Consider the following 11,754-nt stretch of genomic DNA (forward strand, 5'->3'; position numbering starts at 1 on the left):
TGGCTGCGACACGCGCAGTACTGGAAGCATTGTCAGATGCAGGCGACAAAAAATGAATGCCCGGAAAGTAATGCAGGTATTTTCGCATCGCCTTGATATTGCTTTTGTTGTATGAAATTGAATCTGGCTAAAATGCCCCGCACAACCGGACAGATATTGTGTATCTGTTATTTTTCTGATTGCTATGAATACCGAACAGCTCAGCCGTTATCTATTGGATTTGTACGATGCTGTCCCCACGCTGAATGTCGAACAATTCACCCGCCACGCTTTTGGACATTTACAAACCCTGCTGCGCTTTGACAGTGGCGGATACGTACAGTTTTCTGCTGCAGAACATCAGCAGTTAAGAATGACGTCGGCATCGGCATTTAATATCGATGCAGAACGTAAGCTGCGCTTGCGTATGGAAATGCTGGGCTACGAGAAAATGCATGATCTGCGCGAACTGGTCAGTAGTGATCCGCTGATCAAAGCAGGCTTTATTCGTCCGCAAACAGCGGTGCACGGCAACGTTGCCGATTTCGGGGATCGTCGTTTGCAAGAGTATGCAGATGCTACTGACGCGGTGAATACGCTGACCATGGTGCTGCCTGCCACGAACGGTTATCCTTTGCAGACCTTGTCGCTGTGGCGCCGTAAATCGGCAGCGCGGTATACGAGTGCCCAGTGCAGGCTGGCGAATGCCGTTCTGCCACATATTTTCCGTGCGTTTCTGACCAACCGCGAACTGCACGTCGGCAAAATGTACGGCAGTCAGCATCACAGCTTAATCAGCGGGCTCAACGGGCAGATTATGTATGTCGATCCGGCATTGTCTGCACTGATGTTTCAGCATTATCCGGACTGGCGTCCGCCGTTTTTGCCCGAGCGCCTGCATCGCTTATTGCTGGCTGATTTTTCCGGTGTGGTACAGGACGGTTCGCTGCAGGTACGCTGGCGTCAGGAACATGGTTTGTTATTTTTATCGTTAACAGAAATCCGGATACAGTTGCCGCTGAGTCCGGCGGAGAGCCGCGTCGCGCAATTGCTCAGTGAAGGTCTGAGCTATAAAGAAATTGCCCGTACCCTCGGTAATCAGCCTGCCACCGTGCGCAATCAGGCGCATCAGGTGTATGAAAAACTCGGCATTTCCGGCAAAGCGGCGCTGATGCGTTACTGGAAAAACCAAAGCGCTTCAATGCACTGAAGCGCTTTGTCATCGTGCTTGCTTACGCCGCAGGATGGAAGATGCGAATACGGTGACCATCCGGATCAGCAGTCACGCAGGTAAAGCCGAAGTCCATGTCTTGCGGCGCTTGCAGTACCGGCAGTGTCAGGGTTTGCCAGCGTGCGAACTCGGTATTCACAGCAGCCTGACTGTCCAGCATCAGACATAATTCAGTGGCACCGGCAGCTTGCTGACTGGCCGGTTGCACCGCAGCCTGTTTCCATAAACCCAGTCTGGTACCGTCAGCCAGCGCAAACAGGGCAAAGCCAGGGCTGGCTTCCAGTGGTGCTGTTTGCAACAGTTGCGCGTACCATTCAGCACTGCGTTGCGGGTCGTTCACATAAAACAGCAGATAAGTAGATGCAGACATGATTTCTCCTGGTGTTGGTGGTGCCGAAATGGCACCGGACAAACAACATCATGCCTGTGGCTTGTGTCAGTTTTTGTCAGTAGTGATGCCTTGCTGGTCGCGCCAGCGTTGCAAAAGTTGAGAACGCGATGCCGGATAGTGTTCATCCAGGCGATGCAGACCTGCGATGCGGTCGGTACGGAAGTGGCGGAAATCCTGCCGCAATTCACACCATGCCACTAACACCCGTATGTTGTCGAAGAATGCCAGCGCAAACGGCCACAGGCAGCGCTCACTGCTGCGCTGTTTTTCATCCTGATACTGAATGCGGATACGGTTTTGCTGGCGTATCGCCAGCCGGATTTCAGCCAGCCATTGTTCGCCACCGGGATTGTCGAATGCCGGGCCGATCAGTAAGCCACTGGTTTCCAGTTCCCGCTTTGCTTCAGCGGGCAATACTGCGGCAATTTTTGCCAGTGCATTGCGCGCAGCCAGCGCCAGCCGCGGATCACCACGGTCACAAACCCAGCGTATGCCCAGCGCCAGTGCTTCGGTTTCTTCGGTGTCGAACATCAGCGGCGGCAGCGTGGAGCCGGGGCGCAGCACATAGCCAGTACCGGCACTGCCTTCAATTTTTGCCCCCTGTCGTTGCAGGGCAGCGATATCGCGATACACGCTGCGCACGCTGATACCCAGTTCGCTTGCGAGCTGTTGCGCCGTGATCGCATAACGGTGGCGGCGCAGTATCTGCATCAGATCGAGCAAGCGTTCTGCGCGTGACATCTTAATCCTCGCCGGAAGGGCAGGTCATTTTCAGGATGGCTGTGCCGTAGCTTTCCAGCTTTTTATCACCGACACCGGAAACGCCGCGCAATGCTTCGAGTGTTTGCGGGCAACTGCGCGCAATTTCACGCAGTGTCGCATCAGGGAAAATCACATACGCCGGTACATTGTGTTCACGTGCGGTTTCCACCCGCCACCAGCGCAGTTTTTCAAACATGGCCTGCTGTTCGCTGTTCAGTTCAGTTTCTGCAAAGTCGCTCGCAGACTGGCGTTTATGTTTGACGGCTTTCGCTGCCTTCTGATACTGGCGCAGACGGATTTTTTCTTCGCCTTTGAGCACAGGGCGCGCAGCTTCGGTCAGACGCAGCGCACTGTAATGTTCGTAATCGACCATGACAAAGCCAAGTGCAATCAGCTGGCGCAGAATCGCGCGCCATTCCGCTTCGCTTTTGTCGATGCCGATACCGAATACGGTCAGCTCATGATGCCGCCATTGCTGAACGCGCTCCGTTTCCTGCGCACGTAAAACGTCGATTACATGACCGGCTGCAAATTGCTGACCAACACGGTAAATGGTCGACAGCAGCTTTTGCGCTGCGACCGTGCCGTCAAATGAGGTTGGCGGTTGCAGGCAGGTATCGCAGTTGCCACAGGGGTCGGATGCCTGCCCGAAATAGCCGAGCATATGCACACGGCGGCAGCTCAGGGTTTCGCACAGTGCGATCATCGCATCCAGTTTTTCACCGAGTACGCGTTTGTGCAGGTCGCTGGCTTCGGATTCTTCTATCATGCGGCGCTGCATGACGACGTCCTGCAAACCATAGGCCATCCATGCATTCGCGGTTGCACCGTCGCGTCCGGCGCGACCGGTTTCCTGATAATAACCTTCTATGCTTTTCGGTAAATCCAGATGCGCAACAAAACGCACATCCGGTTTATCAATTCCCATACCAAACGCAATGGTGGCGCACATCACAATGCCATCTTCGCGCAGAAAGCGGGACTGGTTCGATGTGCGTTCCTGCAATTCCATGCCAGCGTGATAGGCGAGGGCAGGAATGCCGTGCTCATTCAGAAACGCGGCAGTTTCTTCCGTTTTTTTGCGCGACAGGCAATACACAATGCCGGCGTCGCCTTTGTGCTGCGCTTCGATAAAGTCCAGCAATTGCTTACGTCCGTTGGCTTTTTCAACGATCTGGTAGCGGATATTCGGGCGGTCAAACGATGCGACAAACTGCAGCGCATTTTCCAGCTGCAGATGCGAAATAATTTCCTGCCGCGTTTGCTGATCCGCAGTCGCGGTTAAGGCGATGCGCGGGATATCCGGAAAGCGTTCATGCAGCACCGACAGGCGCATGTATTCAGGACGGAAATCATGGCCCCACTGTGAAACGCAGTGGGCTTCATCAATCGCAAACAAGGCAATCGGTGTGATTTCCAGTACTTCCAGACAACGCTGGGTCAGCAAGCGTTCCGGTGCGATGTACACCAGATCGACTGAGCCTTCGCGCATACGGCGTTCGACTTCCAGAATTTCATCGAAGCTTTGTGTGGAGTTCAGAAAGGCGGCACGAACGCCGACTTCTTCCAGTGCATCAACCTGGTCCTGCATCAGTGCGATGAGCGGTGATACAACGATGCCGACGCCTTTGCGCAGCAGCGCGGGAATCTGATAACACAGGGATTTACCACCGCCGGTGGGCATCAGCACCAGTGCATCGCCGCCGCGGGCGACATGGCCGACAATTTGTGCCTGCTGCGAACGGAAGGCCGGATAGCCGAATACCGTTTGCAGCAGATGCAAGGCTTGCTGTGACAGTGCGTCGTCTGGCACGGCAGTGTGTAGCGGAGAAGCGGAATCAGTCACTGCAGCTTAATCAACCCAGTTAATCACACCAGTGTAAGCCGTAATCAGAATCATGATACCGAACGCAATACGGTACCAGGCGAAAACGCGGAAATCATGCGAGCTGATGTAGCGCAGCAACCAGCGCACACAAAAGAATGCAGAAATAAACGCGGCCACGGAACCGAGGCCAAACATCGGCAAATCTGCCACCGACAAATCATTGCGCGCTTTGTACAGCGAGTACACCGTCGCACCCAGCAGGGTAGGAATCGCGAGGAAGAAAGAGAATTCAGTGGCAGCTTTACGGGACAGACCAAACAGCATGCCACCGATAATAGTCGCGCCGGAACGGCTGGTACCCGGTACCAGCGCAAATGCCTGCGCCAGACCGACTTTGACCGCGTCGGCAATCGTCATGTCATCCACGGACTGAATGCGAGCCTTTGAATCATCCAGTGCCGGTTTGCCATCCTGACGGCGCTCCACCCACAAAATAATCAGGCCACCGATGATGAAAGCCATCGCTACCGGTACCGGTGCAAACAAATGGGCTTTAATGCTTTTGGAAAACAGTACCCCCAGCAATGCTGCAGGTAAAAATGCGATGAATAATTTCAGCGCAAACATGCGTGCTTTCGGGTCGGAACCCAGTCCCAGCAAAACGCTGGCAATTTTTTTTCGGTATTCCCAGCAAACCGCAAAAATAGCACCAGCTTGTATCACAATCTCAAACACTTTCTGTGTTTCACCAGTAAAGTCCAGCAGACTGCCTGCCAGAATCAGATGACCGGTGGAGGAAATCGGAAGGAATTCGGTCAGGCCTTCCACGATGCCCATAATGATGACTTTGATTGCGAGTATCAGATCCATTTGCGTTTGCCAGAAAGGTTGGAAAAAATAAAACGGCTCGAAGCTTACCATGCCGCTATGCCCGCTGGCACACAAAAACCTGTGTAAGACGGCACCTGTTTTGCTGAAGTTTGTTGCCTGACGGGGCGGGGGAAATAGCGATGCCTAAAAAATGGGCAGGAATTTTCAGTGAAAAGTACTGCTTATTGCTACCTTGTGAATTCGGTTTGAGTAATGTGCTTTGATCGACAATACTTTTTGAACCAGTACATGCATACCGACCAGGAGACGACGATGGACCGCAGCGATCATTTCAGCTCAGCAACTTCATTCACCGAACCGGCCGCCGCAGACCAGCCAGCGGTCGCCGCGATAGCGAACAGTTTTCAGGGTTTCAGCGAGCAAACGGAAATTCGCTCCGGTACACCTGCGCAACTTGGTGCGTATCGCTTTCAGTTGTCTCCGCTACAATCAACCCGCAGTATGCTGATGCAGGTTGAGCGGGATGGCGAAACAATCATTCATGCCCCGTTGCCATTACAGTTTGCCAGGGGCGAATTGCACAGCGCCAGTATTCGTATCCGCGGTGCAGAATATTTACTGCTGGCGGTCAGTTCTGCTTCCCGGGCGATACAAAGCAGTAAGCGCTGGTTTGCCATGTTCCGTGCCGATGGCAGCAAAGTCTGCGCAACGCCGGTCAGCGGTGCATTATCAGCGATCGTGCCGACCGGTGACGGGATCGCGTTGCATTTCAATGGCGGTGCAAGTATGAAAATCCGGGTCTGAGTCAGAATACACTGCAATTCCTTCAGATACAGGGAGCCACAGGCTCCCTGTTTTATTTGCTGCTTCGGCAAGGGTTTTCTGCAGTCCGTTCCTTTAAACCGTCAGTCTGTCGCAAACACATGGTGTTGTGCCGCTTTGTTTGACATGATCCAACCCGTCTGCGCTTGACGCTGTATGCGGCAGGAATTACATTACTGACTCAAGAGTAAGTTATTTTTACCGGGTCTTTTATGTCTTTTCCTTGCAAGCCAAAGTGGGAGCGGCGCAAAGAAGCGCGTCCTCAGGAGTTGCTGTCAGCGGCGCTGGATTTATTTGTCGAGCGCGGCTTTGCCGCAACCCGGCTGGATGATGTGGCAAAAGCCGCAGGCGTCTCTAAGGGTACCTTGTATTTGTATTATTCGAGCAAGGAAGAATTATTTAAAGCTGTTGTGCGTAATGGCATGGTGCCGCTGATCGGGGAAGCTGAGTCGATGGTGGATTCATTTACCGGCACAACAGAAGAGTTGTTTCGCACGCTGATGCGTACCTGGTGGGATAGCGTCGGTAATACGAAGTTATCAGGTTTGCCGAAACTGATGATGGCGGAAGCCGGTAATTTTCCGGAGTTGTCTGCTTTCTATCAGGAAGAAGTGATTGAACGCGGTGAGCGTATGGTTGCCAGCATGTTGCGCCGGGGTATGGAGCGCAAGGAAATCCGTGATGTTGATCTGGAAATTGATGCACGCTTGCTGATTTCACCGATGATCATGATGATGATGTGGAAACATTCAACCGGTGTTTGCAAAGTGGATCCGGACAAGCTGGACGACTATCTGGCGCACTATATTGAACTGGCTTTGCATGGCTTGCGCCCGCTGGATTGCTGAACAGCGTTTAACTGCGCTGCTGATGTGACAGGAAATACAGAGAAAGCTGGGAATTCGCCCCTGTGCGGGCATGGCCTTTGCTAAAATGCGGGTTCCCTTAATTTATGCACCGAGTGAAGAAATGAATATCGAACAAGCCCGTTTCAACATGATTGAGCAGCAAATCCGTCCATGGAACGTTCTGGATAAAGATGTGCTGGACATGCTGCTCGTGGTGAAGCGTGAGAATTATTTCCCTGAAGAGCAGAAATCGATGGCGTTCTTTGATACAGAACTGCCACTGCCGGGCGGACATAAAGCGATGTTCCCGCGTGTGGAAGCGCGTGTTATGCAGGAAGTGCTCGTCAAAAAGCAAGAATCTGTTCTGTTGCTGGGCGCAGCATCCGGTTATCTGGCAGCATTGCTGGCACATGCTGGTCGCCACGTCACTGTGCTGGAAGCGGATGCAGGTCTGAAAGCGCTGGCGGAAAAAAATCTGGCTGCTGATGGCGTGCGTAACGTAACAGTACTGAATGTGAATGGCCTGACCGCTGAACAATCCGGTCGCTTCGATGTGATCGTTGTCGCCGGTGGTCTGAATCAGTTGCCTGAACAACTGCAAAAGCAACTGAATAACGGTGGCCGCTTGCTGGCATTTGTCGGCGAATTACCAATGATGCGTGCGTTGCTGATTACCCGTGAGTCTGACACCGCGTTCAGCCGCAAGGAAGTGTTTGATACCGTGCTGCCACTGCTGCCGGGCGCAACACCAGCTTCTAAATTCAGTTTCTGACAGAAAGTAAAACCGTCCATGCAACACATTACAGCTACTGAGCTGGCCGCCTGGCTGGCGGATTCGCAAAGAAAAACACCGGTTTTACTGGATGTCAGGGAACCAGCAGAGTATGAGACCTGTCATATTGCCAACGTACAACTGATGCCGATGCGTACCGTGCCGGTGCGTATGAATGAACTGGATCAGGACGCCGAGATTGTTTGTATCTGCCATCACGGTGGTCGCAGCATGCAGGTCGCACATTTTCTGATCGCTCAGGGATTTGCGAATGTCTGGAACATGACCGGTGGTGTGCATGCGTGGGCGTTGCAGGTCGACCCTTCAATGCCGACTTATTAATTTTACTTTTAGACGGAGCGTTACATGCGTAAGCCTTTGATTGCGACTTTGCTCGCAAGTGCTTTTTTCAGTCTGCAGGCGCAGGCAACGGATTTGCTGCAAGTGTATAAAGATGCACTTGCAAATGATGCGACGTTTGCCAGTGCCCGTTCTGCATTGAGCGCAGGCCAGGAAAAATACGTACAGGGACGCTCCGGTTTGCTGCCGACCATTGGTCTCAGCGGCAGCGATATCCGTACTAACAGCACTTTGCAAAGCGACTTGCCGGTTCCTGACCGCAGTGTTACTTCATACAGCAATTCGGTGAGTCTGAGTCTGTCGCAGCCGCTGTTTCGCTGGGCGAACTGGCAGCAATATGAGCAAGGCAAATTGTCAGTTGCCATCAGCGAAGCACAGTTCGCACAGGCAAGTCAGGATCTGATTCTGCGCGTGGCACAGGCTTACTTTGATGTACTCGCATCGCAGGATACGCTGGAAACACTGAAGGCGCAGAAAACTGCGATTTCTGAACAGCTGGCATCTGCAAAACGCAATTTCGAAGTGGGTACGGCGACCATTACTGATACTCACGAAGCGCAGGCGCGTTACGATCTGGCAACGGCGCAGGAACTGGCGGCGCAGAGTGATCTGGAAGTGAAAAAATCTGCATTACAGCAGATCATCGGCAAGCCTGCCGGTGCACTGTCAACGCTGAAACCGGCTGTGAAGCTGGCTTCTCCGGATCCGGTTGGCATTAATGACTGGGTCAGCGCAGCAGAGAAACAAAATTACGGTGTGACCGCATCGGAACTCAGTGTTGAGATTGCAAAGCGCACGATTCAGCTGAATCGCGCCGGACACTACCCGACCGTCGATCTGGTTGCATCATCTGGTCGTAGTTCTTCCGTTGCCGGTGCCAGCGGCAGCGGTGTATCTAAATCGAATTCGATTGGTATTCAGTGGGCTGTTCCGATTTTTTCCGGCTTTGCTGTTGACAGCCGAGTCAAGGAAGCGATCGCGCTGGAAGAAAAAGCACGTAACGATCTGGAGGCAAACCGCCGTGCGGCTGCACTGGGTGCGCGTCAGGCATATGCGGGCGTCACCAGTGGTCTGGCGCAGGTAAAAGCGTATGAAGCAGCGGAAATTTCCAGCCAGTCTGCGCTGGAATCCAACAAACTGGGTTATCAGGTTGGTGTACGTATCAATATCGATGTACTGAATGCGCAGCAACAGTTGTACACCACACGTCAGAATCTGGCGAAAGCCCGTTACGATACGATTCTGAATGGTTTGCGCCTGAAAGCTGCAGCGGGTTCTCTGAAAGAAGCTGACCTGAACGAAATCAATACCTTGCTGCAACAGTAATTTTTCGTCTGTACCCTTGCCTGTGTTTGTAAAAAACGCCTCCGAGTGAGGCGTTTTTTTATTATTACATCACATAGAAAAGACGCTGGAAATCCGGCGCGGCGATTCTGTACAGCCAGTAACCCGGATCATCGGAAGCGATTTTTTGCAGCAGTTGCGTCGGGCTGTGGCCAATCAGGCTGGCAAATTCTCTGGCCATATGTGCCTGATCGTAATAGCCGAATTCCTGCGCAATCTGTGTCAGTTCACCATGCTCAGGGCGATTGCTCAGCAGATGCAGCATGGAATAACCATAACGTGACATGCGGCGTATATCTCGCAAGGGTAAACCGAATGCATCCATAATTCTTCTTTCGAGCTGGCGCTGACCAAAGCCTAAAGCCTCAGACAAATCCACCATCGGAAAAAAAATTTTGTGTTGTGCCTTCATCAGTACGTCGGCAAACAAACCGGTTTTACTGTGTGGTAGTACAGCCAGCAAAAATGCCTGAAACGCAGCGAGACCATCGCTGACGCTGACTTGCTGACGACGGGCTTGTATCAGTGCTTCGCAGGCAGCAACCGGGAAAACTTCGTGCAATAACCGATAGGCACCAACCAGACCAGCTGGATGAATGTCACAGGCTTCATACAACACACCCGGTCGAAAGCAGACGGAGAACGCAACAGTGCCTGGTTGATAGCGGGTATGAAAATGTTCGATGAACGGACCGAGTAAATAAGCATCCGGAATCGGATGATATTCACCGTCGGGGCCGAGAATTTCACCACCGCCACGCAGAAAAAAATGCAGGGAAGGGCTCAGTGCGGCGGGGATATTGCCACTGCAGCCATCAAGATGCAGTACCAGTGTTGGCAGCAGCAGACTGGTTAGACGCGGATCCGGATCGGCAATTTGATACATGACAGGCTGGCAGGTACATGCAGTGTAAACAGTCTGCCATGATCGCACAGAACACCGCAGGCTGGTATCTGTCCTGCGGTTTCAGTAAAGCTCAGCTGAGCCAGTGACGGGTCGCTGTTCCCAGATAATGTCCGATCAGGACGATGAAAGCAAACGGGATCAGGCCGGAAATTGTTTGCGACAGCAAACGCGTAAACAGACCGAAACGCTCTGGCATCAGCGGAGCCATCATCCAGCTGCAGCCAAGAAAACAAATGCCGGCAGAAAACAAAAACAGCATGAATGCTACGCCGTCAGGACGATACGGTGCAGAAAATGCGATCAGTCCGCACCAGATTATCCAGGTCGGCACCATGACCAGTATGGAACGCTGGCTGGTTTCCAGCCAATGAACAGTTTGCATAAGAGTCTCCTTGCCGCTATCGTACACCGGTCTTGCCGTCGTGCCGGTTTCTTAACTGTATTTAACCTTGCTGCAGATGACGAATCAAACGATGCAAGCCCTCAGTCATTGCCGCCACAGAACCCATCATATCCCACTGATCATCTTCTGTACTGACGATATTGGAAATGGCGCGTAGCTCGATGAAGCGTTGCTGTTCTTTCAGACACACATGGAAAAATGCACCGCCTTCCATGTTTTCAAGGTCAGACTGCGTGGTATCGATAAAAGGTGCCATCGCGGCATTGACCGAAATCCCGCGTGCACGACGCATGTCCAGATCTTCCGGAAAATGCGGGCAGTGCAGTGTGTGACGGCGCTCGAAATCCATTTCGATTGGTAAATGCGCCATGTGGATAAAACCATCTTTGGTGAAGAAGCCCAGATCGGATTCAACTTCTGCTTCGACCAGCGCCACATCGCCGATTTTCATGTCTGAGTGCGGAAACACACCGGCAATACCGGACAAGATCAGCCAGTCCGGACGATGTTCGTAAATCGCTTTCATCGTGGCGTAGGCGGTGCAGGTCAGGCCGACGCCGGAAACAATGCTGATGACATCATCAGAACGGAACAGGCTGGCTTCGGTGGCAGTAGGAAACAGAACAACAATTTTGGCGGGCATGACAGGGGTTTTCTCTGAAGTTGAATCACGGGTAATAACGGGCGCGGTAGGCGAAATGCTGGTGCTCAGACACATACCGGCTGGTCAGCATAACAGAGTCATGCAGACCAGGCGGTATGCTGCCATTCCCGTGTTCCGGTATCTTGCTGCGTATCAAGCGGCAAGCCTGACCGGAATACCTGTCAGCAGGGTGCTTGCGTTGTGTCATGCAGGCGCCTGACAGCGCCATTTTCCTTCACGCTGCAACCAGGTGCTCATTTGCAGGTTGTATTCTTCTGCATAGACTTGCGCAATCGCCGCCAGCTTACGGTGTTCATACTGATGTGCAACGGCGGTGGTGCCGCTCATATTATTAATCGCATGCGGCGGTATCGCACAAGCCTGCTCCAGACCCGGTACCTGATGCTGGCTGTCGCTCCAGGTGATGAAACGGTAGTCGCCGCGTCGTATCGCTGCGCTGACATCCTGTTCGGGTCTGGCAGAATTCAGCCAGCCCAGTTCGCGCAGTGCTTGCTGCTCCTCGTTGTCCGGGGCGTTACTGTGCTGAGCGATTTGCCAGACCATTCCGCAAAACATCAGAGTCAGCAATCCTGCTGTGAAATGTTGCATGCTGATCATAGCGCCTCCTCCGTC

At 52.8% G+C, this 11,754-nt stretch carries 15 protein-coding genes; 6 read left to right on the forward strand and 9 right to left on the reverse strand.

All coding sequences use genetic code 11. The features are described from left to right. Nucleotides 1-184: 184 nt before the first annotated feature. A complete protein-coding gene (locus KDM89_RS02890; RefSeq protein ID WP_212686414.1) occupies nt 185-1,189 on the forward strand; it encodes a helix-turn-helix domain-containing protein in 1,005 nt (334 codons plus the stop codon). 22 nt (nt 1,190-1,211) lie between these two features. Here the strand turns inward: KDM89_RS02890 and KDM89_RS02895 are convergent, their stop codons facing one another. The 4 genes from KDM89_RS02895 to KDM89_RS02910 all read right to left on the reverse strand — a co-directional run bounded on the left by KDM89_RS02895 (nt 1,212) and on the right by KDM89_RS02910 (nt 5,061). Next, nucleotides 1,212-1,580 (reverse strand): VOC family protein, encoded by a 369-nt coding sequence (locus KDM89_RS02895; protein WP_212686415.1) that lies wholly within the window; start codon nt 1,578-1,580, stop codon nt 1,212-1,214. 66 nt (nt 1,581-1,646) lie between these two features. Further along, entirely contained in the window at nt 1,647-2,342 is a 696-nt protein-coding gene (locus KDM89_RS02900; protein ID WP_212686416.1) for a helix-turn-helix transcriptional regulator, read from the reverse strand. A 1-nt stretch (nt 2,343) separates the two neighbouring features. Further along, nucleotides 2,344-4,176 (reverse strand): DNA helicase RecQ, encoded by a 1,833-nt coding sequence (gene recQ / locus KDM89_RS02905; RefSeq protein ID WP_212686417.1) that lies wholly within the window; start codon nt 4,174-4,176, stop codon nt 2,344-2,346. Between the two features lie 39 nt (nt 4,177-4,215). Further along, a complete protein-coding gene (locus KDM89_RS02910; protein WP_212686418.1) occupies nt 4,216-5,061 on the reverse strand; it encodes an undecaprenyl-diphosphate phosphatase in 846 nt (281 codons plus the stop codon). Nucleotides 5,062-5,334: 273 nt separating this feature from the next. Here KDM89_RS02910 and KDM89_RS02915 point away from each other — a divergent pair, with 273 nt between their 5' ends. From KDM89_RS02915 to KDM89_RS02935, 5 genes are all read left to right on the forward strand, one after another. Then, entirely contained in the window at nt 5,335-5,826 is a 492-nt protein-coding gene (locus tag KDM89_RS02915) for a hypothetical protein (RefSeq protein WP_212686419.1), read from the forward strand. A 230-nt stretch (nt 5,827-6,056) separates the two neighbouring features. Next, on the forward strand, nt 6,057-6,692 hold the full coding sequence (locus KDM89_RS02920; RefSeq protein WP_212686420.1) for a TetR/AcrR family transcriptional regulator: 636 nt from the start codon (nt 6,057-6,059) through the stop codon (nt 6,690-6,692). A 121-nt stretch (nt 6,693-6,813) separates the two neighbouring features. Next, nucleotides 6,814-7,464, forward strand: a complete 651-nt coding sequence (locus KDM89_RS02925) for a protein-L-isoaspartate O-methyltransferase family protein (RefSeq protein ID WP_212686568.1) — start codon at nt 6,814-6,816, stop codon at nt 7,462-7,464. 18 nt (nt 7,465-7,482) lie between these two features. After that, complete coding sequence (locus KDM89_RS02930; protein WP_212686421.1) at nt 7,483-7,806, forward strand: rhodanese-like domain-containing protein; 324 nt, start codon at nt 7,483-7,485, stop codon at nt 7,804-7,806. A 24-nt stretch (nt 7,807-7,830) separates the two neighbouring features. Continuing rightward, nucleotides 7,831-9,150 carry a TolC family outer membrane protein gene (locus tag KDM89_RS02935; RefSeq protein WP_212686422.1) on the forward strand — a complete coding sequence of 440 codons (1,320 nt, stop codon included), beginning with the start codon at nt 7,831-7,833 and terminating at the stop codon, nt 9,148-9,150. A gap of 64 nt (nt 9,151-9,214) precedes the next feature. Here the strand turns inward: KDM89_RS02935 and KDM89_RS02940 are convergent, their stop codons facing one another. From KDM89_RS02940 to KDM89_RS02960, 5 genes are all read right to left on the reverse strand, one after another. Beyond that, on the reverse strand, nt 9,215-10,054 hold the full coding sequence (locus KDM89_RS02940; protein ID WP_212686423.1) for an AraC family transcriptional regulator: 840 nt from the start codon (nt 10,052-10,054) through the stop codon (nt 9,215-9,217). A 91-nt stretch (nt 10,055-10,145) separates the two neighbouring features. Further along, nucleotides 10,146-10,457, reverse strand: coding sequence for a hypothetical protein (locus tag KDM89_RS02945; protein WP_212686424.1), 312 nt, complete (start codon nt 10,455-10,457; stop codon nt 10,146-10,148). A gap of 61 nt (nt 10,458-10,518) precedes the next feature. Further along, nucleotides 10,519-11,121 (reverse strand): phosphorylase family protein, encoded by a 603-nt coding sequence (locus KDM89_RS02950; RefSeq protein ID WP_212686425.1) that lies wholly within the window; start codon nt 11,119-11,121, stop codon nt 10,519-10,521. A 25-nt stretch (nt 11,122-11,146) separates the two neighbouring features. Continuing rightward, nucleotides 11,147-11,329, reverse strand: a complete 183-nt coding sequence (locus KDM89_RS02955) for a hypothetical protein (protein WP_212686426.1) — start codon at nt 11,327-11,329, stop codon at nt 11,147-11,149. Then, nucleotides 11,326-11,739 carry a hypothetical protein gene (locus tag KDM89_RS02960; RefSeq protein WP_212686427.1) on the reverse strand — a complete coding sequence of 138 codons (414 nt, stop codon included), beginning with the start codon at nt 11,737-11,739 and terminating at the stop codon, nt 11,326-11,328. Before KDM89_RS02960 ends, KDM89_RS02955 begins: the two co-directional genes overlap by 4 nt. Nucleotides 11,740-11,754 lie beyond the last annotated feature (15 nt).

Origin of the sequence: Cognatundibacterium luofuense, from assembly GCF_018139685.1 — a bacterium.
GTDB lineage: Bacteria > Pseudomonadota > Gammaproteobacteria > Burkholderiales > Burkholderiaceae_D > Undibacterium > Undibacterium luofuense.

Coding starts and splice junctions, on each gene's coding strand:
- KDM89_RS02890 (WP_212686414.1), top strand. CDS start 185: ATGAATACCGAACAGCTCAGCCGTTATCTATTGGATTTGTACGATGCT.
- KDM89_RS02895 (WP_212686415.1), bottom strand. CDS start 1,580: ATGTCTGCATCTACTTATCTGCTGTTTTATGTGAACGACCCGCAACGC.
- KDM89_RS02900 (WP_212686416.1), bottom strand. CDS start 2,342: ATGTCACGCGCAGAACGCTTGCTCGATCTGATGCAGATACTGCGCCGC.
- KDM89_RS02910 (WP_212686418.1), bottom strand. CDS start 5,061: ATGGATCTGATACTCGCAATCAAAGTCATCATTATGGGCATCGTGGAA.
- KDM89_RS02915 (WP_212686419.1), top strand. CDS start 5,335: ATGGACCGCAGCGATCATTTCAGCTCAGCAACTTCATTCACCGAACCG.
- KDM89_RS02920 (WP_212686420.1), top strand. CDS start 6,057: ATGTCTTTTCCTTGCAAGCCAAAGTGGGAGCGGCGCAAAGAAGCGCGT.
- KDM89_RS02925 (WP_212686568.1), top strand. CDS start 6,814: ATGAATATCGAACAAGCCCGTTTCAACATGATTGAGCAGCAAATCCGT.
- KDM89_RS02930 (WP_212686421.1), top strand. CDS start 7,483: ATGCAACACATTACAGCTACTGAGCTGGCCGCCTGGCTGGCGGATTCG.
- KDM89_RS02935 (WP_212686422.1), top strand. CDS start 7,831: ATGCGTAAGCCTTTGATTGCGACTTTGCTCGCAAGTGCTTTTTTCAGT.
- KDM89_RS02940 (WP_212686423.1), bottom strand. CDS start 10,054: ATGTATCAAATTGCCGATCCGGATCCGCGTCTAACCAGTCTGCTGCTG.
- KDM89_RS02945 (WP_212686424.1), bottom strand. CDS start 10,457: ATGCAAACTGTTCATTGGCTGGAAACCAGCCAGCGTTCCATACTGGTC.
- KDM89_RS02950 (WP_212686425.1), bottom strand. CDS start 11,121: ATGCCCGCCAAAATTGTTGTTCTGTTTCCTACTGCCACCGAAGCCAGC.
- KDM89_RS02955 (WP_212686426.1), bottom strand. CDS start 11,329: ATGACACAACGCAAGCACCCTGCTGACAGGTATTCCGGTCAGGCTTGC.
- KDM89_RS02960 (WP_212686427.1), bottom strand. CDS start 11,739: ATGATCAGCATGCAACATTTCACAGCAGGATTGCTGACTCTGATGTTT.